The organism is Mycobacterium timonense (assembly GCF_025821985.1).
In the GTDB taxonomy this organism is placed as follows: domain Bacteria; phylum Actinomycetota; class Actinomycetes; order Mycobacteriales; family Mycobacteriaceae; genus Mycobacterium; species Mycobacterium avium.
In genome coordinates this window covers 23,158-48,270 of record NZ_JACKSY010000080.1, presented here as the reverse complement: position 1 = coordinate 48,270, position 25,113 = coordinate 23,158, and the positions used below count along the sequence as shown (strand labels likewise).

19 protein-coding genes and 1 pseudogene are annotated in these 25,113 nt (G+C 67.9%); 9 read left to right on the top strand and 11 right to left on the bottom strand.

What is annotated here, in order from left to right:
• Window positions 1-26 precede the first annotated feature (26 nt).
• Window positions 27-1,127 carry a magnesium/cobalt transporter CorA gene (gene corA / locus H7I87_RS19020; RefSeq protein WP_033726712.1) on the bottom strand — a complete coding sequence of 367 codons (1,101 nt, stop codon included), beginning with the start codon at window positions 1,125-1,127 and terminating at the stop codon, window positions 27-29.
• Window positions 1,128-1,316: 189 nt separating this feature from the next.
• Between corA and H7I87_RS19015 the strand changes: the two genes are divergently transcribed.
• The 3 genes from H7I87_RS19015 to H7I87_RS19005 are packed head-to-tail and all read left to right on the top strand — an operon-like array spanning window position 1,317 to window position 4,427.
• Entirely contained in the window at window positions 1,317-2,306 is a 990-nt protein-coding gene (locus tag H7I87_RS19015) for a malate dehydrogenase (RefSeq protein ID WP_009975594.1), read from the top strand.
• A 52-nt stretch (window positions 2,307-2,358) separates the two neighbouring features.
• The gene (locus H7I87_RS19010; RefSeq protein ID WP_009975595.1) at window positions 2,359-3,561 is read left to right on the top strand and encodes an NAD(P)-dependent malic enzyme; all 1,203 of its coding nucleotides are present in this window, start codon (window positions 2,359-2,361) and stop codon (window positions 3,559-3,561) included.
• On the top strand, window positions 3,558-4,427 hold the full coding sequence (locus H7I87_RS19005) for a glycine betaine ABC transporter substrate-binding protein (protein WP_063967047.1): 870 nt from the start codon (window positions 3,558-3,560) through the stop codon (window positions 4,425-4,427). Before H7I87_RS19010 ends, H7I87_RS19005 begins: the two co-directional genes overlap by 4 nt.
• Here the strand turns inward: H7I87_RS19005 and H7I87_RS19000 are convergent.
• The 4 genes from H7I87_RS19000 to H7I87_RS18985 all read right to left on the bottom strand — a co-directional run bounded on the left by H7I87_RS19000 (window position 4,424) and on the right by H7I87_RS18985 (window position 10,996).
• On the bottom strand, window positions 4,424-5,275 hold the full coding sequence (locus H7I87_RS19000) for an SDR family NAD(P)-dependent oxidoreductase (RefSeq protein WP_003878447.1): 852 nt from the start codon (window positions 5,273-5,275) through the stop codon (window positions 4,424-4,426). The two genes, H7I87_RS19005 and H7I87_RS19000, sit on opposite strands and share 4 nt — an antisense overlap.
• 76 nt (window positions 5,276-5,351) lie before the next feature.
• The gene (locus H7I87_RS18995; protein ID WP_003875543.1) at window positions 5,352-6,176 is read right to left on the bottom strand and encodes an SDR family NAD(P)-dependent oxidoreductase; all 825 of its coding nucleotides are present in this window, start codon (window positions 6,174-6,176) and stop codon (window positions 5,352-5,354) included.
• Window positions 6,177-6,340: 164 nt separating this feature from the next.
• The gene (locus H7I87_RS18990; protein ID WP_264002829.1) at window positions 6,341-10,048 is read right to left on the bottom strand and encodes a multifunctional oxoglutarate decarboxylase/oxoglutarate dehydrogenase thiamine pyrophosphate-binding subunit/dihydrolipoyllysine-residue succinyltransferase subunit; all 3,708 of its coding nucleotides are present in this window, start codon (window positions 10,046-10,048) and stop codon (window positions 6,341-6,343) included.
• 174 nt (window positions 10,049-10,222) lie between these two features.
• Window positions 10,223-10,996: a hypothetical protein gene (locus H7I87_RS18985; protein WP_023868588.1), complete on the bottom strand. Its 774-nt coding sequence runs from the start codon at window positions 10,994-10,996 to the stop codon at window positions 10,223-10,225.
• Window positions 10,997-11,237: 241 nt separating this feature from the next.
• Between H7I87_RS18985 and H7I87_RS18980 the strand changes: the two genes are divergently transcribed.
• On the top strand, window positions 11,238-13,262 hold the full coding sequence (locus tag H7I87_RS18980; protein ID WP_033726715.1) for an MFS transporter: 2,025 nt from the start codon (window positions 11,238-11,240) through the stop codon (window positions 13,260-13,262).
• A gap of 4 nt (window positions 13,263-13,266) precedes the next feature.
• Here H7I87_RS18980 and H7I87_RS18975 read toward each other — a convergent pair whose 3' ends face one another.
• Genes H7I87_RS18975 through H7I87_RS18950 form a run of 6 tightly spaced genes read right to left on the bottom strand, consistent with a single transcriptional unit; the run spans window position 13,267 to window position 20,841 of the window.
• Window positions 13,267-16,680: a TM0106 family RecB-like putative nuclease gene (locus H7I87_RS18975; RefSeq protein WP_033726717.1), complete on the bottom strand. Its 3,414-nt coding sequence runs from the start codon at window positions 16,678-16,680 to the stop codon at window positions 13,267-13,269.
• Window positions 16,681-16,731: 51 nt separating this feature from the next.
• Complete coding sequence (locus H7I87_RS18970) at window positions 16,732-17,916, bottom strand: cytochrome P450 (RefSeq protein ID WP_011724106.1); 1,185 nt, start codon at window positions 17,914-17,916, stop codon at window positions 16,732-16,734.
• 32 nt (window positions 17,917-17,948) lie between these two features.
• Window positions 17,949-18,503 (bottom strand): nuclear transport factor 2 family protein, encoded by a 555-nt coding sequence (locus H7I87_RS18965; RefSeq protein ID WP_009975613.1) that lies wholly within the window; start codon window positions 18,501-18,503, stop codon window positions 17,949-17,951.
• A gap of 33 nt (window positions 18,504-18,536) precedes the next feature.
• Window positions 18,537-19,307 carry an SDR family NAD(P)-dependent oxidoreductase gene (locus H7I87_RS18960; RefSeq protein WP_011724107.1) on the bottom strand — a complete coding sequence of 257 codons (771 nt, stop codon included), beginning with the start codon at window positions 19,305-19,307 and terminating at the stop codon, window positions 18,537-18,539.
• Between the two features lie 48 nt (window positions 19,308-19,355).
• Entirely contained in the window at window positions 19,356-19,967 is a 612-nt protein-coding gene (locus H7I87_RS18955; protein WP_011724108.1) for a carboxymuconolactone decarboxylase family protein, read from the bottom strand.
• A 37-nt stretch (window positions 19,968-20,004) separates the two neighbouring features.
• Window positions 20,005-20,841, bottom strand: a complete 837-nt coding sequence (locus H7I87_RS18950) for a mycofactocin-coupled SDR family oxidoreductase (protein ID WP_011724109.1) — start codon at window positions 20,839-20,841, stop codon at window positions 20,005-20,007.
• Between the two features lie 118 nt (window positions 20,842-20,959).
• Here H7I87_RS18950 and H7I87_RS18945 point away from each other — a divergent pair, with 118 nt between their 5' ends.
• The 5 genes and pseudogenes from H7I87_RS18945 (at window position 20,960) to H7I87_RS18925 (ending at window position 25,070) form a co-directional block, all read left to right on the top strand.
• A complete protein-coding gene (locus H7I87_RS18945; RefSeq protein ID WP_019733607.1) occupies window positions 20,960-21,601 on the top strand; it encodes a TetR/AcrR family transcriptional regulator in 642 nt (213 codons plus the stop codon).
• 104 nt (window positions 21,602-21,705) lie between these two features.
• Window positions 21,706-22,449, top strand: coding sequence for an SDR family NAD(P)-dependent oxidoreductase (locus H7I87_RS18940; protein WP_033712058.1), 744 nt, complete (start codon window positions 21,706-21,708; stop codon window positions 22,447-22,449).
• A gap of 50 nt (window positions 22,450-22,499) precedes the next feature.
• Window positions 22,500-22,721 (top strand): ferredoxin, encoded by a 222-nt coding sequence (locus H7I87_RS18935; protein WP_009975626.1) that lies wholly within the window; start codon window positions 22,500-22,502, stop codon window positions 22,719-22,721.
• A complete protein-coding gene (locus H7I87_RS18930; protein ID WP_011724112.1) occupies window positions 22,718-24,082 on the top strand; it encodes a cytochrome P450 in 1,365 nt (454 codons plus the stop codon). Before H7I87_RS18935 ends, H7I87_RS18930 begins: the two co-directional genes overlap by 4 nt.
• A gap of 57 nt (window positions 24,083-24,139) precedes the next feature.
• Window positions 24,140-25,070, top strand: a pseudogene (locus tag H7I87_RS18925) (TIGR03564 family F420-dependent LLM class oxidoreductase).
• The last annotated feature ends 43 nt before the right edge of the window (window positions 25,071-25,113 follow it).

Here is a 25,113-nt window from a genome sequence, read left to right as displayed (position 1 = left end):
GAGGAACTCGCGGGAAAAAGCGAGCGCTACAGCCAGTTGCGGTTGCGGAACTGGAAGTACAGCACCAGGCAGACGACGGCCATGCCCGCCATCACCGCCGGGTATCCCCAGGTCCAGTTGAGCTCGGGCATGAAATGGAAGTTCATCCCGTAAATGGCGGCGATCATGGTCGGCACCGCCAGAATGCCGGCCCAGGCCGCCATCTTGCGCATGTCGTTGTTCTGCTGCATCCCCACCCGGGCCAGGGCCGCCTGGATCAGCGAGTTGAGCATGTCGTCGTAGCTGGCGATCTGGTCGGCGGCCTCGGAGTGGTGATCGGCGACGTCGCGCAGATAGCGGCGCACCTCCTTGGAGATCACGTCCTTGTTCTCGGTCTGGATCCGGTGAAACGCCGACGACAGCGGGTTGACGCAGCGGCGCAGTTCGACGACCTCGCGCTTGAGCAGATAGATCGGTTCGACGTCGATCTTGCTGCCCGGGGCGAACGCCAACCCCTCGATGCTGTCGATGTCGGCGAGCATCAAGCTGCTCACCTCGAGATAGTGATCGACCACGTGGTCGGCGATCGCGTGCATCACCGCGAACGGGCCCAGCCGCATCTGCTCGGGGTCGCCGTCCATCCGCTTGCGCACCTCGGACAGCCCGCCGTGTTCGCCGTGCCGGACGGTCACCACGAAATCGCGGCCAACGAACACCATGATCTCGCCGGTCTCGACGATCTCGCGGGCCAGCACCACCGATTCGTGCGGCACGTAGTTGACGGTCTTGAGCACCAGAAACAGTGTGTCGTCGTAGCGCTCCACCTTGGGCCGCTGATGGGCGCACACCGCGTCCTCGACGGCCAGCGCGTGCAGCCCGAAAACGTCTGCCACTTCCTGCATTTCGGTCTGGTTCGGTTCGCGCAGGCCGACCCAGACGAATCCCTCGCGCCCCTGGGATTCGATCTCGCGGACCTTGTCCAGGGCGTCGGCGTAACCGAACACACCGGGCAGCCGGTTCCCGTCGTCGTACACCGCGCAGTCGACCAGCGTCGCGCGGGCCGGCGGGGCCGCGGGCGCCGGCTGCGGGTGCGGTTGGTGGGCGATGGGCCGAAGCACTTCGGGCAATGCGTCGAATCCCTGGAACACATCCACCTCCCACGCAGCGCAGGTCAGACCAGGCGGTGCTCATGCTACGCGTCCCGGCGCCGGCCGGCGTGACGATCGCGCGGCGGAAAGCCCTGGTAGCGGACCGGAGATCGGCGGCAAAGAAGGGTGCGCTAGTTTCGAGCGGAACCCGAATCTGCACGAACTTCTCCACACAAGGGGTACATCGACGTGAGCGCAAGTCCTCTCAAGGTTGCCGTCACCGGCGCCGCCGGCCAGATCGGCTACAGCCTGTTGTTCCGCCTGGCCAGCGGCTCGTTGCTGGGCCCCGACCGCCCGATCGAACTGCGTCTGCTCGAGATCGAGCCCGCGCTCAAGGCGCTCGAGGGCGTCGTGATGGAACTCGACGACTGCGCCTTCCCGCTGCTGTCCGGCGTCGAGATCGGCGCCGACCCGAACAAGATCTTCGACGGCGCCAACCTCGCGCTGCTGGTCGGCGCGCGGCCGCGCGGCCCGGGCATGGAGCGCAGCGACCTGCTGGAGGCCAACGGCGCGATCTTCACCGCGCAGGGCAAGGCGCTCAACGAGGTGGCCGCCGACGACATCCGCGTCGGCGTGACCGGCAACCCGGCCAACACCAACGCGTTGATCGCGATGAGCAACGCCCCGGACATCCCGCGCGAGCGGTTCTCGGCGCTGACCCGCCTGGACCACAACCGGGCCATCTCGCAGCTGGCCAAAAAGACCGGCGCCAAGGTCACCGACATCACAAAGATGACGATCTGGGGCAACCACTCCGCCACCCAGTACCCTGACATCTTCCACGCCGAGGTCAAGGGTAAGAACGCGGCCGAGGTGGTGGGTGACCAGAACTGGATCGAGAACGACTTCATCCCGACCGTGGCCAAGCGCGGCGCGGCCATCATCGACGCGCGGGGCGCCTCCTCGGCCGCGTCGGCCGCCTCGGCGACCACCGACGCCGCCCGCGACTGGCTGCTGGGCACCCCGGCGGGCGACTGGGTCTCCATGGCCGTCATTTCCGACGGCTCCTACGGCGTGCCGGAGGGGCTGATCTCGTCGTTCCCGGTGACCACCAAGGACGGCGACTGGACCATCGTGCAGGGCCTGGAGATCGACGAGTTCTCCCGCAGCCGGATCGACAAGACCACCGCCGAGCTCGCCGACGAGCGCAACGCGGTGACCCAGCTCGGCCTGATCTGAGACCGACGTGGGCAATTAGGACTACTTATGGGTAGCCCTTACCCTGAAGCGCGTGTCCGAATTGCTTGAATCGATACAGAGTCGCGCCGAGCAGGGCGCGATCACGGACGCCGAGATCTTCGCGGCACACGTCGGCGGCAAGCTGTCGGTCAGCCTGACCTCCCCGCTGGACACCCAGCGCGCGCTGTCGATCGCCTACACCCCGGGCGTGGCACAGGTCAGCCGGGCGATCGCCGCCGACCACCGTCAAGCGGCGCACTACACCTGGGCCAACCGGCTGGTGGCCGTGGTCAGCGACGGCAGCGCGGTGCTCGGCCTGGGCGACATCGGTCCCGCGGCGTCGCTGCCGGTGATGGAGGGCAAGTGCGCCCTGTTCCAGGCGTACGGCGGGCTGAACGCCATCCCGATCGTGCTGGACACCAAGGATCCCGACGAGATCGTGGAGACCCTGGTGCGGCTGCGCCCCACCTTCGGCGCCGTCAACCTCGAGGACATCTCCGCGCCGCGCTGCTTCGAGATCGAACGCCGACTCATCGAGGCGCTGGACTGCCCGGTGATGCACGACGACCAGCACGGCACCGCGATCGTCGTGCTGGCCGCCCTGATGGGGGCAAGCAAGCTGCTGGGCCGGGACATGAGCTCGCTGAAGGTGGTGGTGTCGGGAGCCGGGGCGGCCGGCGTCGCGTGCACCAATCTCCTTATGGCGATGGGTGTTTCGGACATCACCGTGCTCGACTCGCGGGGGATCCTGCACGCCGGCCGCGACGACATGAACGACGTCAAGGCGGCGTTGGCGCGGCGCACCAACCCGGCCGGCCTGACCGGCAGCCTGGCCGAGGCGATCCGCGGCGCCGACGTGTTCCTGGGGCTGTCGGGGGGTGTGGTGCCTGAGGAGATGATCGCGGCTATGGCGCCCAACGGGATCGTGTTCGCGCTGTCCAACCCCGACCCGGAGATCCATCCGCAGATCGCGGCGAAGTACGCCACCGTGGTGGCCACCGGGCGCAGCGATTTCCCCAACCAGATCAACAACGTGCTGGCGTTCCCCGGGGTGTTCCGCGGCGCGCTGGAGGCCGGTGCCCGCCGGATCACCGAGAAGATGATGGTCGCCGCGGCCGAGGCGATCTTCTCCGTCGTCAGCGACGACCTCGCGCCCGATCGGATCGTGCCCAGCCCGCTGGACGCCCGGGTCGGGGACGCGGTCGCCACCGCGGTGGCGCTGGCCACAGAAGTTTCCGACGCTCCCGCCGGGTGAGAATCGGCAGGCTGGTCGCGCCGCTGCTGACCGCCCTACTCGCCGTCACCGGCTGCACGACCGACACCGGCGACCGTCGCGCCCGCGCCGAGGTGGTGGTGGGCTCGCGGCCCGACGCCTCCTCGACGCTGCTGGCCGGCATCTACGTCGCCGCGCTGCGGTCCTACGGTTTCGCCGCGCGGCCCGCGACGGCCGGTGACCCGACAGCCCAACTGGATTCGGGCGCGTTCACCGTCGTCCCCGCCTTCACCGGACGGGTGTTGCAGGCGTTGCAGCCCGGCGCGACGGCCATGTCGGACAAGGACGTGTACCGCGCGATGATCGCCGCCCTGCCCGAGGGCATCGTGGCCGGCGACTACACGACGGCCGCCGAGGACAAGCCCGTGTTGCTGGTGAGCCGCGCCACCGCCCAGGCGTGGGGCGGCAGCGACGTCAGCGCGGACCTGAGCACGTTGCCGCGGCACTGCGACAGCCTGGTCGTCGGGGCCGTGGCCGGGCGCCCCGCGCCGCCGGCGGTCGGCAGCTGCCGGTTGGCTGCCCCGCGCGAATTCCCGGATGGCGCAACGATGTTCGCCGCGGTGCGGGCGGGGCGGCTGACCGCGGGGTGGACGACGACGGCCGATCCGAGGACGCCCGCCGACCTGGTGGCGCTGGCCGACGCCAAGCCCGCGCTGATCCGGGCCGAGAACGTGGTGCCGCTGTACCGGCGCAACGCGCTCAGCGAGCGGCAGTTGTTGGCGATCAACGAAGTGGCCGGCGTGCTGGACACCGCGGCGCTGGTCGACATGCGCCGGCAGGTGGACACCGGCGCCGACCCGCAGGCGGTGGCCGGCGGCTGGCTGGCCGAACACCCGCTCGGGCGTTAACGCTTGGGCAGCAACCGGGTCACGAACTCCTTGACCCGGCCCATCACCGGGCCGGCCAGCAGCCGCTCGTAGTTGGGGCCGGCCGCCCGCACCAGCAGGTCCATGGCCTTGACGTCGGGGCCGACCAGCACCCGGGCCTTGTTGCGGCGCACCCCGTCCAGGATGAGCTGGGCGGCGCGCTGCGGCGTCGTCTTGGCCTGCTGTTCCTCGAACAGGCTGGCCAGCTCGGCGTGGTCGAGGCCCTCGACACCGGTGGCGTTGCGGGCGAACGCGGTTTTGATGCCGCCGGGGTGCACCGTGGTGACCCGGACCGGGTGACCGGCGCGCAGCATCTCTTGATGCAGCGCCTCGGTGAAGCCGCGGACGGCGAACTTGGCCGACACGTAGGCCGCCTGCCCGGGCGCCGAGAACAGGCCGAGCGCGCTGGAGATGTTGATGACGTGCCCGTCGCCGGAGGCGATCAGGTGGGGCAGGAACGCCTTGGTGCCGTTGACGACGCCCCAGAAGTCGACGTCGACCACCCGTTCGATGTCCTTGAACCGGCTGTCCTCGATGGAGCCGATGAACGTGATGCCGGCGTTGTTGTAGATCTGGTTGACCCGGCCGTAATGCTCGTTGACCGCGTCGGCGTAGGCCAGGAACGCCTCGCGCTCGGTCACGTCGAGCCGATCCGCCTTGACCGGCGCGCCGATCGCGGCAAGCTGCTCCGCCGTCTGCGCCAGCCCCGCGGTGTCCACGTCGCTGATCGCCAGCTTGGCCCCGGCCCGGCCCAGCTCCACCGCCAGCGCCTGCCCGATGCCCGATCCGGCGCCGGTGACCACGGCGACCTTGCCGGCGAACCCTTGCATGCCACACTCCCTCGAGCAGGTTTGACCGCTTGACGGTAATCGCTGCCAGCGATGCTGGCTATAGGGGGTCTCGTGATCAGTTGGGCAGCAGCCGGCTCATGACCGGCCCGAACAGCCGCTGGTAGCCCGAACCGGTCAGCCGCACCAGGATGTCGAGCGCCTTGGCGTCCGAGCCGACCAGCACCCGCGCCTTCTTCTTGCGCACCGCGTCCAGGATGATCTGGGCGGCGCGCTGCGGTGTGGTCTTGGCCAGCCGCTTGTCGAACAGCTTGGCCAGCTCGGCCTGGTCGAGGCCCTCGGCCGCGGTGGCGTTGCGGGCGATCGCGGTCTTAATGCCGCCGGGGTGCACGGTCGTCACCGCCACCGGGTGACCGGCCGCGGCCATCTCCTGGCGCAGCGCCTCGGTGAAGCCGCGGACGGCGAACTTGGCCGAGTTGTAGGCCGCCTGGCCCGGCACCGAGAACAGGCCGAACACGCTGGAGACGTTGACGACATGTCCGTCGCCGGAGGCGATCAGGTGCGGCAGGAACGCCTTGGTGCCGTTGACCACGCCCCAGAAGTCGACGTCCATCACCCGTTCGATGTCCTTGAACTGGCTGACCTCGACGTCGCCGGTGAAGGCGATGCCGGCGTTGTTGTAGATCTGGTTGACCTTGCCGAAGTGCTCCTTGACCGCGTCGGCGTAGGCCAGGAACGCCTCGCGCTCGGTCACGTCGAGCCGATCGGCCTTGTACTGCGCGCCGATCGCCTTCAGCTGTTCCTCGGTGTGGGCCAGGCCTTCGAGGTCGACGTCGCTGATCGCCACCTTGGCGCCCGAGCGGGCCAGCTCGACGGCCAGCGCCTGCCCGATTCCCGATCCCGCGCCGGTGACCACGGCGACCTTGCCGGCGAACCCCTGCATGAGCGGCCTCCCTCGTGTTGGTTCACGTCGAGGCTAGCCGGTACCCGGGGTACCGCTGTCCTCGGGTGCGAACGTCGCCTCCGCCCGCCTCGCCGAGCGTCACGCCAGCGTGGCGCCGGGCCCCGAGCGCCACGCTGGCGTGACACTGAGGACCCGTCGACGCCTCAGGCGAAGGCGGTGTCGATGATCTCCTGCTGCTCGACGGCGTGCACCTTCGACGAGCCCGACGACGGCGCCGACATCGCCCGGCGGGAAATCCGCTTGAGCCCGGTCAGCTTGTCGGGCAGCAGCTCGGGCAGCTCCAGGCCGAATCGCGGCCAGGCCCCCTGGTTGGCCGGCTCCTCCTGCACCCAGAAGTACTCGCGCACGTTCGGGTAGCGGTCCAGCGTCTCGCCCAGCCGGCGCTTGGGCAGCGGGGCCAGCTGTTCGATCCGCACGATCGCCACGTCGTCGCGGTCGTCCTTGTTCTTGCGCGCGACCAGCTCGTAGTAGAGCTTGCCGCTGGTCAACAGCACCCGGCTGACCTTGCCGCGATCGCCGATGCCGTCCTCGTAGGTCGGCTCCTCGAGCACCGAGCGGAACTTGATCTCGGTGAAGTCCTTGATGTCGCTGACCGCGGCCTTGTTGCGCAGCATCGACTTCGGGGTGAACACGATCAGCGGCCGCTTGATCCCGTCCAGGGCGTGCCGGCGCAATAGGTGGAAGTAGTTGGACGGGGTGGACGGCATCGCGATCGTCATCGACCCCTCCGCCCACAGCTGCAGGAAGCGCTCGATGCGCGCCGAGGTGTGGTCGGGGCCCTGGCCCTCGTGCCCGTGCGGCAGCAACAGCACCACGTTGGACAGCTGACCCCACTTGGCCTCGCCGGAGCTGATGAACTCGTCGATGATCGACTGCGCGCCGTTGACGAAGTCGCCGAACTGCGCCTCCCACAGCACCAGGGCGTCGGGGTTGCCGACGGTGTAGCCGTACTCGAAGCCGACGGCCGCGTACTCCGACAGCGGGGAGTCGTACACCAGGAATTTGCCGCCGGTCGGGGTGCCGTCGGGGTTGGTCGCCAGCAACTGCAGCGGGGTGAACTCCTCGCCGGTGTTGCGGTCGATGATCACCGAGTGCCGTTGCGAGAAGGTGCCGCGCCGGGTGTCCTGCCCGGACAGCCGCACCAGCTTGCCCTCGGCCACCAGCGAGCCCAGCGCCAGCAGTTCGGCGAAGGCCCAGTCGATCTTGCCCTCGTAGGCCATCTCCCGGCGCTTCTCCAGTACCGGCTGCACCCGCGGGTGGGCGGTGAAACCCTCCGGCAGCGCCAGGAACGCGTCGCCGATGCGGGCCAGCAGCGCCTTGTCCACCGCGGTGGCCAGGCCCGCCGGCAGCATCTGGTCGGCCTCCACCGACTCGCTGGGCCCCACGCCGTGCTTCTCCAGCTCGCGGACCTCGTTGAACACCCGCTCCAGCTGGCCCTGGTAGTCGCGCAGCGCGTCCTCGGCCTCTTTCATCGAGATGTCGCCGCGGCCGATCAGCGCCTCGGTGTAGCTCTTGCGCACCCCGCGCTTGATGTCGACGACGTCGTACATGGCCGGGTTGGTCATCGACGGGTCGTCGCCCTCGTTGTGCCCGCGCTTGCGGTAGCACAGCATGTCGATGACGACGTCCTTCTTGAATTTCTGCCGGAAGTCGACGGCCAGCTTGGCCACCCACGCGCAGGCCTCCGGGTCGTCGCCGTTGACGTGGAAGATGGGGGCCCCGATCATCTTGGCGACGTCGGTGCAGTACTCGCTGGAGCGCGAGTGCTCCGGCGCTGTGGTGAAGCCGATCTGGTTGTTGACGATGATGTGGATGGTGCCGCCGACCCGGTAGCCGGGCAGGTGGGTCAGGTTCAGTGTCTCGGCCACCACACCCTGGCCGGCGAACGCGGCATCGCCGTGCAGCATCATCGGCACCACCGAGAAGGCCTTCTCGTCTCCCTGGTCGTCGGCGCCGTGATCCAGCAGGTCCTGCTTGGCCCGGACCAGACCCTCCAGCACCGGGTCGACGGCCTCCAGGTGCGACGGGTTGGCGGTCAACGACACCTGAATGTCGTTGTCGCCGAACATCTGTAGGTACACGCCGGTGGCGCCCAGGTGGTACTTGACGTCGCCGGAGCCGTGCGCCTGCGCCGGGTTGAGGTTGCCCTCGAACTCGGAGAAGATCTGCGAGTACGGCTTGCCGACGATGTTGGCCAGCACGTTGAGCCGGCCGCGGTGCGGCATCCCGATCACCACTTCGTCGAGCCCGTGCTCGGCGCACTGATCGATCGCCGCGTCCATCATCGGGATCACACTTTCCGCGCCTTCCAGCGAAAAGCGTTTCTGCCCAACGTATTTGGTCTGCAGGAAGGTCTCGAAGGCCTCGGCCGCGTTCAGCTTGCTCAGGATGAACTTCTGCTCGGCCACCGTCGGCTTGACGTGTTTGGTCTCGACCCGCTGCTGCAGCCATTCCTGCTGCTCGGGGTCGAGGATGTGGGTGTACTCCACGCCGATGTGGCGGCAGTACGCATCCCGCAGCAGGCCCAGGATGTCGCGCAGCTTCTTGTACTCCGCCCCGGCGAAGCCGTTGACCTTGAACACCCGGTCCAGGTCCCACAGCGTCAGGCCGTGGTTGAGGATCTCCAGATCGGGGTGGCTGCGGAACCGGCTGCCGTCCAACCGCAGCGGGTCGATGTCGGCCATCAGGTGCCCGCGGTTGCGGTAGGCCGCGATCAACTCCATCACCCGGGCGTTCTTGTCGACGATCGAGTCCGGGTTGTCGGTGCTCCACCGGATCGGCAGGTACGGGATGCTCAGCTCGCGGAAGATGTCGTCCCAGAACGCGTCCGACAGCAGCATCTCGTGGATGGTGCGCAGGAAGTCACCGGATTCCGCGCCCTGGATGATGCGGTGGTCGTAGGTCGAGGTCAGTGTGATCAGCTTGCCGATGCCCAGTTCGGCGATGCGTTCCTCGCTGGCCCCCTGGAATTCGGCGGGGTACTCCATCGCGCCCACGCCGATGATGGCGCCCTGGCCGTTCATCAGCCGCGGTACCGAGTGCACGGTGCCGATGGTGCCGGGGTTGGTGAGCGAAATCGTCACGCCGGCAAAGTCTTCGGCGGTCAGCTTGCCGTCGCGGGCCCGCCGCACGATGTCCTCGTAGGCGGTGACGAACTGGGCGAACCGCATGGTCTCGCAGTTCTTGATGCCGGCCACCACCAACGACCGCTTGCCGTCCTTGCCCTGCAGATCGATGGCCAGGCCCAGGTTGGTGTGCGCCGGGGTGATCGCGGTGGGTTTGCCGTCGATCTCGGCGTAGTGCCGATTCATGTTCGGGAACTTCTTGATCGCCTGCACCAGCGCGTAGCCCAACAGGTGAGTGAACGAGATCTTGCCGCCGCGGGTGCGCTTGAGCTGGTTGTTGATGACGATCCGGTTGTCGATCAGCAGTTTGGCCGGGATGGCGCGCACGCTGGTGGCCGTCGGCACCTCCAGCGACGCGGACATGTTCTTGACGACAGCCGCGGCGGCGCCGCGCAACGTCTGCAGCTCGTCACCCTCGGCCGGCGGGGGAGTGGCGGGCTTGGCCGGGCGGGTGCTCGCCCCGTTGCCCGGAGCCGCGGCGGGCTGGGGCGCGGGCCGGGCGGGCTGGGCGGGCTGGGCGGTTCGCGGGGCAGCCTGCGCCGGGGCGGACGGGCCGTCGGTGCTGGCCGGGGCGGCCAGCACCGAGTCGCCGGTGGGCTCGGGGTTGTAGTCGACGAGAAATTCGTGCCAGCTCGGATCGACCGACGACGGGTCGTCGCGGAACTTGCGGTACATCTCCTCGACCAGCCATTCGTTCTGCCCGAATGGTGAACTTATGTTGCTCACGACCGCAGTTCGCCTCAATCCCGTTGTCCCGCAGGGTCACCGCAGCGCTGTTCCGCGGCGCCTGCCCTCTTGTCGGTCCCGGGTGCCCGAGCACCCCACACTGGTGGCGGTCCTCATTGATTCCGCCCTATAAAGGCTAACCTTTTGCCGCCGATCCGCCCACGGAGCCGGGGTTCAGCCGGCTTCGTGGATGGGCGGCACCAGATGCAGCGCCCGCGGCCAGCGCGCGGGCGGCGCGCCGAAGGCCCGGTTGGCGTTGCGGATGATCTTCTTGCCGGCCAGATAGTTGCCGACGGCGCCGACGACGACGCCGATCCCGACCGGCAGCAGTTTGCCGAACAGCAGCGCGCCCCGGCGCAGCGTGTACCTGCGCACCCACGACTTGAGCAGCCGGGAGTTCAGTCGCGACATCGACGACAGCGGCAGCGCGGCCAGGCTCTCGGAGACCCAGCCGCCCTGGGTCCGCCCGGGGCCGATCAGCTGGGCGACGGCCCGCTCGCTGTTGTCGCCGACGAGCACGGCCAGCACCAGCGCGCGGCGGCGTTCCCGGTGATCGGCCGGGATGTCGTAGACCACCGCCGCCGCCAGCACGAAGAAGGCGGTGGCCTCCAGGAAGGTCACCGTCTCGGCGGCCGCCGCGGACAGCGCGCTCAGGGTGCCGATCCCGGGGATGGTGGCCGCGGCGCCCACCGCGACGCCGCCGGCGGTCACGATGGCCAGATAGCGTTTCTGCAGCTTGGCCAGGATCTCGGCGGGGCCGGCGTCGGGGTGCGCGTTGCGCAGCCGGGTCACGTACGCCTCGGCGGCCGGGCCCTGGATCCGCGAACTGCGCTCGATCACCTGCGCCAACGCCCGCGCGGACACCTTGGGCCGACCGTTGTCGGTCCGCGCCGCCGCGCTGGACGTGCTGAAAAACCGGTTCGGAAACCTGTTCCGTCGGGCCCGCATATTTTCTCTCCTGCAAATGGCGTTCCTTCAGGCTAACGTGCCGGCGCCGCCTCCCGACGCGTTATCCGTCCCCGGCGGATCCTTGCCTGCCGGCCCATTGCCGCGCCGGGGATAATGCAGGCTGGACGTCTGCGGCGGCCGGGCCGCCGGGTGCCCTGGTTGCGGCCGGTCGGCCAGCGCGGGCCGATCCGGCGGAAACGGCGCCGGACAGGTTCGTCGGGAGCGAAACGAGGTGGGGTGGATGACCACGGCTACGCCCCGCACGCCGGGGGTTGGGCGGCGCGCGCCGTCGGGGCCCGCCCCGGGCGCCCACCGCTGGGACCTCATCACCCGAAGCTCGGCGCACTCGCAGAACCCGTGGAACCCGCTGTGGGCGATGATGATCGGCTTCTTCATGATCATGGTCGACTCGACCATCGTCGCCATCGCCAACCCGACCATCATGGCCGACCTGCACATCGGCTACGACACCGTGGTCTGGGTGACCAGCGCCTATCTGCTGGGGTACGCGGTCGTGCTGTTGGTGGCCGGGCGTCTCGGCGACCGGTTCGGTACCAAGAACCTGTACCTGATCGGCCTGGCGGTGTTCACCGTCGCGTCGGTGTGGTGCGGGCTGGCCGGCAGCGCCGCCATGCTGATCGCGGCCCGCGTCGTCCAGGGTGTCGGAGCCGGCGTGCTGACTCCGCAGACGTTGTCGACGATCACCCGGATCTTCCCGCCGGAGCGGCGCGGCGTGGCGGTCAGCGTGTGGAGCGCCACCGCCGGGGCGGCCAGCCTGGTGGGGCCGCTGGCCGGTGGGGTGCTGGTCGACGGGCTCGGGTGGCAGTGGATCTTCTTCGTCAATGTCCCGATCGGGGTGCTCGGGCTGGCCCTGGCGTACTGGCTGGTTCCGGTGCTGCCCACCCAGTCGCACCGCTTCGACCTGGTCGGGGTCGGGTTGTCCGGGGTGGGCATGTTCCTGATCGTGTTCGGGCTGCAGCAGGGCCAGGCCGCGCACTGGCAACCCTGGATCTGGGCGCTGATCGTCGCGGGTGTCGGGTTCGTGACGGTGTTCGTGTTCTGGCAGTCGGTCAATGTCCGGGAGCCGCTGATCCCGCTGGTGATCTTCGCCGACCGCGACTTCAGCCTGTGCAACATCGGCGTGGCGATCATCTCGTTCGCCGCGACGGCCATGATGCTGCCGCTGACGTTTTACGCCCAGGCGGTGTGCGCCCTGTCGCCGACCCGCTCGGCCCTGCTGATCGCGCCGATGGCGATCGCCAACGGGGTGTTCGCGCCGTTCGTCGGCAAGATCGTCGACCGCTACCACCCGCGCCCGGTGCTCGGTTTCGGGTTTTCGCTGCTGGCGATCGCGCTGACCTGGCTCACCTTCGAGATGTCGCCGGCGACGCCGATCTGGCGGCTGGTGCTGCCGTTCTTCGCGATGGGTGTGGGGATGGCCTTCGTGTGGTCGCCGCTGACGGCGACCGCGACGCGCAACCTGTCGGCGCAGCTGGCCGGCGCCGGGTCCGCGGTGTACAACTCGGTGCGTCAGCTGGGCGCCGTGCTGGGCAGCGCCGGCATGGCCGCGTTCATGACGTGGCGGATCGGCGCCGAGATGCCGGGGCAGCCCGGCGGCGGGAGTGAGGAGACCGCCGGGCCGGTGCTGCCCGAGTTCCTGCGCGGGCCGTTCGCGGCGGCCATGTCGCAGTCGGTGCTGTTGCCGGCGTTCATCGCGTTGTTCGGGATCGTCGCCGCGCTGTTCCTGGTGGGTTTTCGCCCGTGGGCGCACCGCGACGGCGGGACCGACGCGTTCGGGCCGGACGACTACGGCGGCGACTATGACGACGACGACGACAACTACGACGACGATGACGCGTACGTCGAACTCATCCTGGTGCGTGAACCCGAACCCGAGGCGCAGCAACGCGCCGGGCAGCCGCGACGGCCGCAGCCCGCCCCCGCACCGCCCGCCGACGTGCGCCGCCGTGACCCCGTCGAGTCCCGGCGCAGCGTGCTCGACGAACGGCCCGCTCAGGTTCAGCCGATCGGCTTCGCGCACAACGGGTCTCACGTGGACGGCGGCAAGCGGCTGCGCCAGGTGGCGGTGCGGCGCGCGCCCAAACCCAGCCCGCCCGCCGACCGGTTCACCCGGCCGCCGCGCCGCCATCACCCCGGCCCGGCGGGTCACCACTTCGGCGAAGGCGAGTCGCTGCGCGGCCAGCACCACCGTCCCGACCCGGACGACGACCCCACCGGTTACGGCCGGCACTCGTCGGGCAACTAGCCGCTCAGCGCAGATCGGGCTGGGTGAGCGCCAGGAACGCACCCAGCTCGATCAGCCCCGCCGGCGTGCCGGGCAGGTACTCCGTCAGCGCCGGCGACCGCACGATCACCGCCGCGTACTGGGCCCGGCTCACCGCCACGTTGAGCCGATTCCTGTTGAGCAGGAAGGAGATTCCGCGCGACACCACGTCCACCGACGAGGCCGTCATCGAGATGAAGACCACCGGCGCCTGCCCGCCCTGGAACTTGTCGACGGTGCCCACCCGCACCCCGTCCAGCCCGGCCGAGCCCAACCGGCGGCGCAGCAGCGCCACCTGGGCGTTGTAGGGCGCCAGCACCAGCACGTCGGAGGCGGTCAACGCGCGGGTGCCGTGCTCGTCGGTCCACGACGCCCCGAGCAGTCCCGTGACGGCGGCCGCGATCGCGTCGGCCTCCTCGGGGCTCTCGGTCGAATTGCCTTGGTGGTCAACCGAAAGCAGCCGCACCCCGGGCGGGCACCCGTCGAGGCGTCGGGCGGCCGTGCACGCGTCGGAATGCAGCCTGCCCTCGTAGGACAACGCGGACACCGCGGCGCAGACGGCCGGGTGCATGCGGTAGGAGCGGTCCAGGAAGTAGCCGCGTTCGTCGGGCAGCGTGCGCTGCCCGTCGACCAGCCAGTCCAGCGCCGACGTGTCGACCGGCTCCGGGTGGGTGCCCTGGCTGACTTGCGGCAGCTGCTGCGGGTCCCCGAGCAGCAGCAGGTTCGCGGCGGCCGGGGCCACCGCGATGGTGTTGGCCAAACAGAATTGGCCGGCCTCGTCGATCACCAGCAGGTCCAGGCTGCCGGGTGGGATCCGGTTGGCGTTGGCGAAATCCCATGCGGTGCCGCCGATCACGCAGCCCGGCGTGTCGGCCAGGAAGGCAGCGTAGGCGTTGCCGTCGATCTCCTGCCAGCGCGGGGCCTGGCGGTCGTAGCGCTTCTTGGCGATCCGCCGCGGATCCAGTCCGGCATCGATCACGCAGTCCAGCAGGTTTTCCACCGTGGCGTGTGATTGCGCGACCACACCGACGCGCCAGCGGTGCTCGGCGACCAGGCGCACGATCACCCGGGCCGCGGTGTGCGTCTTGCCGGTGCCGGGCGGCCCGTGCACCGCCAGGTACGACGAGTCCAAATCCGTTAGCGCGGAGGCGATGTCGGCGACGGTGTCGGCGCTGCGGGGCAGCGCGGCGCCGCTGCGGGTGCGGGGCGCGCGACGCAGCAGCACGTCGACGACGGCGCTGTCGGACAGCCGCGGCAGGCCGGCGGCCACCGCCGCGACGGTCGCCTCGATCGAGTCCCGCAGCGCGGTGGTGGGGATGGGCGGGCCCGGGGTCAGCGCGAAGGGCAACTGGTGAAAGGGCTTGCCGTCGCTGGTGACTCGTTCGAGGACCACCACCTCGGTGGGCAGTGCCGGGTCGTCGGCCTCGACCACCGTCGCCCGCCCGGCCGCCCGCCGGTCCGGGTTGTCGGTCATGCCGGGCGGCGCCGGCGGGTCGTACAGTGCGAAGACCTCGGTGCGCAGCTCGCCGCGGGCCAGCTCGCCGCGCAGCCGCACCCGGCGCTGCGGCTTGCGCGCGCGGGCGGGGGTCTGCCAGTCGACACACACCGATGCCTGTTCGGCGACGAAAACGTCGGTGTTGTCCGCCCATTCGTCGATGGGGAAGTTCAGCCGGTCGAAATGCGCCCACCAGAACGGTTTGTCCTCGCGCCGGTGGTAGCCGCGGGCCGCCGCCAGCAGCGCCACCGCGGTCTGCTGCGGGGTGCGCTCGTCGAGGCCGGCGGCCCCGGTGAACGCCGACAACGTCGCCGCCAACTCGTCGCGGTCGTCGACGGTGTTGCCGTCGCCCACCGGTTGCGCACCGACGGGCAGCACGCCGGATTCGTAGGCGCGCAGCATAAGCCAGTTACGCAGCTCCTGCGTGGACCGGCAGTCGTAGTGGTTGTAGTCCTCGATCTCCTTGAGCACCGCGACCGCCTCGTCGGCACGGCCGTCGGCCTGCAGTTCGCAGTAGCGCGCGTAGGAGGTGATCGACCCGGCGGCCGTGGTCACCTCCCCGGCGCGCAGCTGGCTGCCCATGTACAGCGGCTCGAGCGCCTTGAGGCTGAACGAGTCCGCGCCCACCCGAATGCTCCTGCGCACCAAGGGATACAGGTCGACCAGTGTCCCGCTGCGCAGCAGTTCGTCGACCTGGTCCTCGCCCACCCCGTAGCGGCCGGCCAGCCGCAGCAACGCGGTCTTCTCGTACGGCGCGTAATGGTAGATGTGCATGTTGGGGCGGCGTCTGCGCCGGTTGGCCACCAGCGCCAGAAAGTCGGTGAGCGCCTTGCGTTCCTCCGAACGGTTGTGCGCCCACAGCGGCCGGAACCTGCCCGACGGCCCGGCTTCCAGGACCCCGAACAGGTATTCCAGACCCCATTCGCGGCCGTCGGCGGTCCACAGCGGGTCGCCTTCGAAGTCGAAGAACAGATCACCTGGGTCGGGCTCGGGCAGCAGCGCCAACGGCTGCGGATCGACGATCTCGACCTGCGGCACCCCGGTTGCACGTTCGCGGACTTGCAGTTTGGCCTGGGCAGACAGTTTCGCGACCACCCCGGCGGCCAGCTCCGGCACCGGCCCGCGGTGCGCGGCCAGTTCAGCAACGGTGCTGATGCCGGCGTCAAAAAGCTTGTCCCGCTGGCTGACTCGCATGCCGGCGACCAGCAGCACATCGTCGGTGGCGCGCAGCTGCTCGACGCACACCGCGCAGCGGAAGCACGCGGTCACGTTCTCGTCGTCCCAGCGCACCGCGGCGCCGCCGGCGCGGTGTTCGTCGAGCAGCCGCTGCAGCTGGGCCCGGGCGGAGCGGTACACCGGGACCAGGTCGCACACCCGGTGCCGCACCGCGGTTCCGTCACCCAGCCGCAGTTCGGCCTCCGGCGCGACGGGGACACCGGCGGCGGCCAGCGCGTCGGCGTAGGCGGCCAGCTGCAGCAGCGCGGTCACCTTCTCCGAGCGGGCCAGCTTGGTGTCCACCACCTTGTAGCGCTCGCCGTCGCGCACCAGGAAGTCGGCGAACCCCAGGAAGCGGCCGTCGAACATGGCGGCCTGGTAGATGACGGGAGCCTGGTCGGCGACCGCGCGGCGGGTGGCCTCGCTGGCCGCCGTCAGCGCGGCCGGCGTGTAGGCCGGGCGGCCGATGACCGCGACGGCATCGCCGAACCGCTCGCGCAGCCGCGCCAGTTCGCGCCGCTCGTGCTCGGCGCCCAGGGTGGCCGTCCGGATCAGCAGGTCGTCCTCGACGGTGACGGCCGGCCCGCGGCCGAGTTTGGCGTCGAAATCGCGCAGCAGCGCGAACTCGCAGCGTGCGGCGGCGGCGAGATCCGACGCGCTGTAAACGATGCTGTCGCCGGTGACGAACACTTCAGCCACTGTAGGTCAGGGGAGGGCAGGTACGTCATTGAATACCTGATGTCAGGTCACGATCGCCGGCATCGAATCCCATCCCCGCACCGTCGAGGTACGCGATCGTCGCGCGTTGTCCATGTCAATCTCCCACTCGGGCCACCGGTTCAACACCTCTTCCAGCCCGATGCGTCCTTCGAGCCGCGCGAGAGGGGCACCTAGACAGAAGTGGACACCACGCCCGAACGTCAAGTGGCGGCCGGGCTTTCGGTGGATGTCGAAACGATCCGGGTGATCGAATCGCCGTTCGTCGCGGTTGGCCGAGGACAGCATCAAGAGCATCGCGCTTCCCGAGGGCACCGTTTGGCCGTGGAACTCGACATCTTCGGTGACGTAGCGGGCCACGCTGGGGCCGGGTGGCTCGTAGCGCAACAGCTCTTCGACCGCCGCGGGGATCAGTGACCGGTCCTCAGCGAGTTCCTTGCGTTGGTCGGGATGGTCGGCCAAGACCTTGCCCATCCAACCGAATAGCCTTCCCGTTGTCTCCACGCCTGCACCCGCGATGACGGCCAGAAAGATGAGCAGCTCGGGGGTTGTGAGCCTGCGTACGGTTCCGGATTGGTCTTCGAAGTCGACGCTGAGCAGTTCGGTGATCAGGTCGTCGGACGGGTTCTGTTTGCGCCACTCGACGTAATCGCTGAACATGTCGCCGTCGAAGTAGTGGTCCTTCCTGATCGGCATCGGCCCACCGGTGTCGTTGTGCAGCGTGGCCCGGGCGTGCTCGCGAACCGACGGCTGGTCGGCGTCGGGAATGCCGAGCAGCATGCCGATGGTGCGCATCGGCAGCTCGGCGCCGAGGTCTTCGACGAAGTCGAACCGGTCACTGTCGGCGACCATGTCCAGGCTGGCCACACAGAACGCCCGGATCTTGTCCTCGAGGGTGCGCATCTTCTTGGGCGTGAAGGCCCTTGCGACGAGAGCCCGGTGGATGGTGTGCAGGGGAGGATCCTCGTTGATGAAAACCCCCGGCGGCATGACCGGATCGGCCTTGACCACATCGAGGATGTCGCCCTTGGCTGAACTGAGCCGCAGCGGGTCCCGCAGGGCGGCGTCGACGTCATCGTATCTACTGAGACCCCAAAAGTCGTGGCGTTCGTTGTAGTACAACGGCGCCTCGTTCCGAAGCATCTTGTAAATCGGGTACGGATCAGCGTCGATCTCGCGGTTCCACGGGTCGTAATACAAACCGGTCATCGGGAAGCCCGTTCTCAGAAACGTGGAAATCGTTACCAGCGTTCAATGTTGGTGTCGTCCTGTGTGAGGGGTCGCGCATAGGAGACGTCGTTGGTGTCCCAGCTGCCCTTGATGAAGCCGGCGAAGTTACCCGACTTCAGTGCCGACCCGTCGCCCTGCAGGGTCCATTCCACGGTGCAGCGGCGCAGCGCGATCTTCCACGTGCCGTCGCGGCGTTCGAGGCGGTCGATGTAGCGGCCGCCCATCATGATGAGCGCGTTGCCCCTGCGCGCCTGCACGATGACGTAGCTTTCGCTGTGCGCGACGTCGCCTTCGATCTCGCAGGTGTGTGTCGTGATGTTGTGCGAGTGCTGGTCAAAGGCGGCAGAGTGCGCCGCGTTGGCCCAATCACCGTAGTCTGCAGCCGCTTTCACCGTAGGTCCGTGTTCGTCAACGCCGTCTTCGGTGTAGACACTGGTCATCAGTGAGACATCGTGGCGGTCGTGTCCACGGGCCTGGGTATGGATGAGGTCGCGGATCTCGATCTTGTCCTTGACATACTGCAGGTCGCGGCGCAGCGCTTCGAGGTCGATGTCGGTGCTTGTCATTGAGATGCTCCTTGGTTGGGGATTGGGTTTGATTCAGATGCCGGCGGGACCGGGGCCGCCGTGGATGTACAGGGTCTGGCCCGAGCAGTAGCTGCTTGCATCGGAGGCGAAGAAGAGGACGCCGTAGCCGATTTCATCGGGTTCGGCTATTCGCCCCATGGCGTTCATGGCGCCCAGCTGGTCGACGTCAAATCCGCCTTTCGCTGCGTCTGCCAGCAGTCCGTCTGTTCGGATGGCTCCGCAGGCAATGCAATTGACCCGGATGCCCTTTCGTCCCCAGGCCGCGGCCATTGACCCGGTGAGGTTGTTCACGCCGGCTTTGGCGGCGGCATAGATGGCTGCCTGCGGCATGGCGATCAGGCTCGCGCCGGAGGAGATGTTGACGATTGCACCGCTGCCTTGTGTCATCATCGGCTTCACTGCGCACCTGGACAGGAACCACACACTGCCGAGGTTGAGGTCCACGACGTCGTGCCACTCTTCCTCGGTCCATCTGGTGATGCCTTTGGTTTCACCCCCGCCCGCGTTGTTGACCAGGATGTCGAGTCTCCCGAATTCGGCCATGGTGGCATCGACGAGGTGTTGGCACTGCTGGGTTTCGGTGACGTCGGTCGGCACGATCAACGACCGGCGTCCGAGCGCCTCGACCTCCTTGGCCGTCGCCTGCAAGGGATCGGGCCGCCGTCCGGCCAGCACGATATCCGCGCCGTGCTCGGCCAGGACGAGGGCGCTGGCCCGGCCGATGCCCGTGCCGGCGCCCGTGATGACCGCAACTCTGTCGGTCAGCGCGAACCGATCACTCATCGATCAACTCCTCTTGTCTGCCGCGGCAACGCCGCACGGGACGCACGGTCATGCGCCGTCGCCGTCGACGGAAAGTCCTGCCTTGGCGCGAAGTTCTCGGACGTCGTCCTCCAAGTGGACCTGGCAGGTTTTCAGCATGCGCATCAGGGCGTCGTAGCTAGTGACCGTGAACATTGTGTCCAGGAGTTGCTGGGTGTCGAATTCGGTTGCCAGCGTGGCCCATGTGGCGTCGCTCATCTGGCCGTCGCGGATGAGCTCGTCCACGCATCGCAGCAGGGCGACCTCGAATTCGCTCCAATAGGGCGCGGTCGGACCGAAGGCGATCCGCGCGACATCTTCGGTGCTGATGCCGCCGTCGGGCGCAATGAAGTTGTGATGTGTCCATTCGTAGGCGGATCCACGCACGGCGGCGGTGCGCAGGATGAGCATTTCGCGGTGCCGCATGCTCAGCGTGGTTCCCATCAGCAGGTGTCCCTGCAGCGTGCAGAACGCCCGCGCCAGGGATGGGTGGTGCGCCAACGTCCCCAGTGCGTTCTCCGCTTTGGGGCGGTCCTTGGTGACCGGTGCGGGATGGCGCGGATTGGGTGGCATCAGGGCGGCCATCGCGTCGCGCATCTCCGGCGGCCAGTCCCGGAAACGAAGTGGTGTCACGCGTGACATGGAAGTTAGATCCTTTCGAGTTGTGTTGTACGACTACTTATTTGAGGAGCGCGCCACCGTCGACCGGTAGTGAGACCCCGGTGATGTAGCGCGCGTCGTCCGAGACCAGAAAGAGGATGGCGTTGCTGATGTCGGCAGGTTCGACGTACGGAATCGGAAGCACGTGCATCTGCCGGGACGCGACCTTGAAGTCCTCCACGGTGGGATTTTCCAAGTCGGGCCGAAACATCCGGTAGGTCGGCTCGTTGAGCAGCATGGGTGTGGCGACGCTGCTCGGGCAGACGATGTTGACGCGGATGTTTCTCGGACCGAGTTCCAGGGCCATGGTGCGCATCAACCCGTGCAGCCCGTGTTTGGACGCGATGTAGTTGCCGATGTTCTCGGCGCCGCGGAGGCCGCCGATGGAGCTGGTGAACACGATCGACCCGCCGCGCTTACCGGCCATGATGTGAGGTATCGCCACCCGCGCGGTGATCCACGCGCCGTTGAGGTTGACGTCGATCATGTCGCGCCACGTCTTCGGGTCCATCCGGTTCAGCCGCGTGCCCTCACTGGCCAGGGCGGCATTGGCGAGCACGATGTCCAGGCGCCCCAGCTGTGTGACACCGTCGTCGACCGCGGCCTGCATGGCGTCGAAGTCTCGAACATCGACCTGCGACGCGATGATTCGCCGTCCGAGCGCCTCGACCTGGCGCACGGTCTCCGCCAAGTCGTCGGGTGTGGACATCGGGAGTTTGACTCCGTCGAGCTGCTTGCACACATCGATGGCGATGATGTCGGCGCCCTCACGCGCGAGCGTTATGGCGTGGCTGCGCCCCTGTCCGCGCGCCGCACCGGTGATGAAGGCCACCTTGCCCTCGACTTTTCCTGCCATTGGGACGTCCATTCCCTTCGTGTTTGCATCCGCTATACGAACGTACAGGTTACGAGAACGGTACAATACACCCGTACAGCGGTCGTCGGCATGTGAAAATGCTTAAACCATCAGGGAGGTGGACATGGCAGCATCGCCCCGCCGCGTAGGAGCAGAGACTTCACAGACGCGCGACGCCTTGCTCGAGGCCGTTGCGCAGATGATGCTGGAGGAGGGATATGCGAGCGTCACGTATCGAGCATTGGCCGCGAAGGCCGGCGTGACGCCAAGCCTCGTGCAGTACTACTTCCCCTCGCTGGATGACATCTTCGTCGCCGCCATTCGCCGCTACTCCGAGCGGAACATGGAATGGTTGACCGAGGAACTTCAGCGGCGAGCCGACGACCCACTTCATGCGCTGTGGGAGAGCAGCTGGCACGAGTCGACGAGTGCGCTGATGACGGAGTTCATGGCACTTGGCAATCACCGCAAATCGATTCGTTCCGAGATCGCCGCCGTGACGGATAGCATGCGCAGAGTCCAGGTCGAGGCGCTGGTGGCGAAATTCGGGAACGACGCCCGGCTCCTCGCTGATCTTTCGTTCGATGCCGTGGTGCTGTTGATCAACGGCGTTCCGAAGCTCCTTGGGTTGGAGGAAAGCGTGGGCGTCGATACCGCCCACGCCGAATTGATCGCCGCGTGCGAGCGCTTTCTGGACGCCGTCGAACCTCGAGCCAAGCCTCGCCGTCGCAGTAAGAAGGCTCCGACTCGCCGACGCTGACTCGTCGCGGCGGGCGCTTCACGGGAGGCCTTGTGACCGCGCTGTACGTCCGTATAGACTGGACGATCGTATAGCAGGTGCACGGCGGGTGGAAGGCGAGCATTGTGAGTCGCGTGGCGGTAGTAACCGGCGGTGGGTCGGGAATCGGGCGGGCCATCGTCGAACGACTGGCCCACGACGGCCATCGCGTCGCTGTGTTGGATGTAAACGAAGAAGCCGCCGAGAAAGTGGCGGCCCGGGTGGCGGCCGACGGCGCCCACGCCATCGCGGTACCGACCGACGTCGCCGAAAGCGCCAGTGTTGCAGCGGCTTTCGAGTCGGTGCGGCGCGCGCTCGGTTCCGTCCAGGTCTTGGTTACCAGCGCGGCGATCACTGGATTCAAGCCGTTCGCCGAGATCACGATCGAGGACTGGAACCGCCATCTCGCGGTGAACCTCACCGGCACGTTTCTGTGCCTGCAGGCTGCCCTGCCGGACATGGTCGAGGCTGGTTGGGGGCGTGTGGTCACGATTTCTTCGACGGCGGCGCAGACGGGATCGCCTCGACAAGGCCACTACTCCGCGTCCAAGGGCGGTGTGATCGCGCTGACGAGAACGATCGCGCTCGAATACGCGGCCCACGGGATAACCGCCAACACGGTGCCGCCGTTTTCCGTTGACACCCCGATGCTTCGCGCCGCGCAGGAGGCGGGAAACCTTCCTCCCGTCAAGTACCTTGCCAAGGCCTCCCCGGTCGGCAGGCTCGGCACTGGCGAGGACATCGCCGCTGCGTGCGCTTTCCTGTGCTCCGACGAGGCGGGCTACATCACGGGTCAGATTATCGGCGTCAACGGCGGCGCAGTGATCTGAACCATCGGCACATGCGGATTGGAAAGAAGCAACGATCACGGAGGTGTTCAGTGAAGGCGCGCGTTGACGCTGCCCGATGCCAGGGGCACACCCTGTGCGCGATGATCGCACCGAAAGCCTTCGAACTCGACGATGTCGATGGCCACGCCTCCGCCGTCATGGGTGAGGTAGCCGCAGAGGACGAAGCGCAACTGCTCGAGGCAGCGCGCTCGTGCCCCGAGCAAGCCATCGTGCTAATGAACGGCACCGTCGGTCAAGGGGCCGGCGAATGAGCGTCGAGGTCGCTGGTTCTGACTCCCGAAAGGCCCTGCAGTTCCACTTCGATCGCCACGCGCCGGAATATCGCGAGCGTTTCCTCGACGTCACCCAGGAGATGCATCAGCGGTGCCCGATCGCCTGGACCGACACCTACGGCGGGCACTGGGTAGCCGCCGGCGGCGACGCCGTCTTCGAACTCGCCCGGTGTCCGCACGTGTCCAACGACCACGACGTCAACAACGAACGACGTGGCTACAGGGGTGTCACCATTCCACTCACGACGGAGTCGGACCAGATCCGCGGCGGAATGCTCGAGATGGACGACCCGGAGCACCGAATCTACCGCTCGTTGCTGAACCCCTACCTTTCGCCGGCTGCGGTGAGTCGGTGGCAGCCGTTCATCGACGACGTCGTGCGGGCCTGCCTCGACGAACGCATCGAGAGCGGTCGCATCGACTTCGTCGACGATCTAGCGAACGTCGTGCCCGCGGTGCTCACCCTGGCGATGCTCGGTGTGCCGCTGAGGAAATGGACCATGTACAACGAGCCGGTGCACGCGATGGTGTACACGCCGCCGGATTCGCCCGAGGCTGCCAAGGTGCATGACATGTGGGTCTCAGTGGTGGTTGACTTGTTCGCCAACCTCACCGAGATCCGCGAGCACCCGCGACCCGGCATCATCAATGCGCTGGCACAGCTGCGCATCGACGGTGAGCCGGCGCCGGACATGGAGATCATCGGCATGCTCACGCTGCTGATCGGTGGGGGATTTGACACCACCACGGCGCTGACGGCGCACGCTCTCGAGTGGCTGTCCGAGCATCCCGATCAGCGCGCACGGCTGCACGGCGAACTCGATGTCCTGCTGAACCCGGCCACCGAAGAATTCCTGCGGTATTTCACCCCAGCGCCCGGTGATGCGCGCACCATCTCCGCCGATATGGAACTGGACGGCATCCGCTTCGCCGAGGGCGAGCGGCTGTGGCTGTCGTGGGCGATGGCCAACCGCGATCCCAGCTTGTTCGACAATCCCAATGAACTGATGCTTGCTCGGAAAGCTAACCGCCACTTCAGCTTTGGCATCGGAGTGCACCGCTGTATCGGCTCGAATGTAGCGCGCACCGTGTTCAAGTCGATGCTCACTGCAGTGCTCGAACGGATGCCCGACTATCGGTGCGATCGGGTGAATACCGTGCACTACGACACCATCGGGATCATTCAGGGCATGCGCAACCTTCCCGCTGACTTCACTCCCGGCAAGCGGCGAGGGCCGGGCTTGGATGAGACGCTCGATCGGTTGCAGTCCGTGTGTGACAGCCAGGGCCTTGCCCGACCTATCACCGAGTACAAGGAGCAAGCGCGTATCCATGAATGACGAACACGATCACTGGCGCGCTTATCCGTTGACGTGCAGAAAGTTTGGAGAGTGGCGATGCGGATCGGGCTGACCGGCGGCGCGTCATCGACCGACAAGATCGTGGAGCAGGCCCAAGCGGCTGAAGCCGATGGCTTTATGTCCCTGTGGTACGCCAGCACGGTGGCCGGCGACCCGCTGGTGGCGATGGCGCTGGCGGGACGGGCCACCACCTCGATCGAACTGGGCACCGCCGTCCTCCAGACGTATCCCTGTCACCCGCTGCTGCAGGCTCACCGGGTAGCCGCTGCGGCAAATGCCATGGGCCGCCCGGGATTCACGCTCGGGCTGGGCCCCTCGCACGAGCCGCTCGTCAGCGGCGTGCTCGGCTTGTCCTACGACCATCCCGGCAGGAACACCGAAGAATATCTGCGCATCATCAGTGCCCTGTTGCGGGGCGAGGAAGTCGACTACTCCGGTCAGGACTGGACGACCCGCAGTCCCGCCGGGGTGGTCAGACTCGACTATGAGGTGCCGCTGCTGCTGTCGGCGCTGTCACCCCGGATGTTGCGCATTGCAGGTCATTTCGCCGATGGAGTCGTGCTCTGGATGGCGTCGGCATCGGTCATCGAATCCCGCATCGCACCCGCGCTCCGCCACGCGACCACGGAATGGGGTCGGCCACCGCCAAGGATCGTCGCCGGACTACCCGTCGCCGTGCACGACGACCCGGTCGAGGCTCGGGCGGCCACCGCGGCGATGTCGACGATGTACGCGGGGATGACCAACTATCAGCGGGTCATCGAGGCGGGCGGCGGCGCCACCCCTGCCGATGTCGCGATCATCGGCAACGAGGAGTCGGTGCGAAAACAACTGCAGGACCTCCTCGATGCCGGAGCCACCGACATCTGGGCACAGCCCATCGGCGTCGGTGATGAGCGGAGCACAACGAACGGCATCGGCCCAACGCACTCGGGAACTGCTCAGCGAACTCGCCCGCCTGGGTTAGGACTTCTGACCACTACGCGACTATGCGTGATGAGCTGCGATAG

Coding starts and splice junctions, on each gene's coding strand:
- H7I87_RS19000 (WP_003878447.1), bottom strand. CDS start 5,275: ATGCAAGGGTTCGCCGGCAAGGTCGCCGTGGTCACCGGCGCCGGATCG.
- H7I87_RS18995 (WP_003875543.1), bottom strand. CDS start 6,176: ATGCAGGGGTTCGCCGGCAAGGTCGCCGTGGTCACCGGCGCGGGATCG.
- H7I87_RS18985 (WP_023868588.1), bottom strand. CDS start 10,996: ATGCGGGCCCGACGGAACAGGTTTCCGAACCGGTTTTTCAGCACGTCC.
- H7I87_RS18980 (WP_033726715.1), top strand. CDS start 11,238: ATGACCACGGCTACGCCCCGCACGCCGGGGGTTGGGCGGCGCGCGCCG.
- H7I87_RS18970 (WP_011724106.1), bottom strand. CDS start 17,916: ATGACCGGTTTGTATTACGACCCGTGGAACCGCGAGATCGACGCTGAT.
- H7I87_RS18965 (WP_009975613.1), bottom strand. CDS start 18,503: ATGACAAGCACCGACATCGACCTCGAAGCGCTGCGCCGCGACCTGCAG.
- H7I87_RS18960 (WP_011724107.1), bottom strand. CDS start 19,307: ATGAGTGATCGGTTCGCGCTGACCGACAGAGTTGCGGTCATCACGGGC.
- H7I87_RS18955 (WP_011724108.1), bottom strand. CDS start 19,967: ATGTCACGCGTGACACCACTTCGTTTCCGGGACTGGCCGCCGGAGATG.
- H7I87_RS18950 (WP_011724109.1), bottom strand. CDS start 20,841: ATGGCAGGAAAAGTCGAGGGCAAGGTGGCCTTCATCACCGGTGCGGCG.
- H7I87_RS18930 (WP_011724112.1), top strand. CDS start 22,718: ATGAGCGTCGAGGTCGCTGGTTCTGACTCCCGAAAGGCCCTGCAGTTC.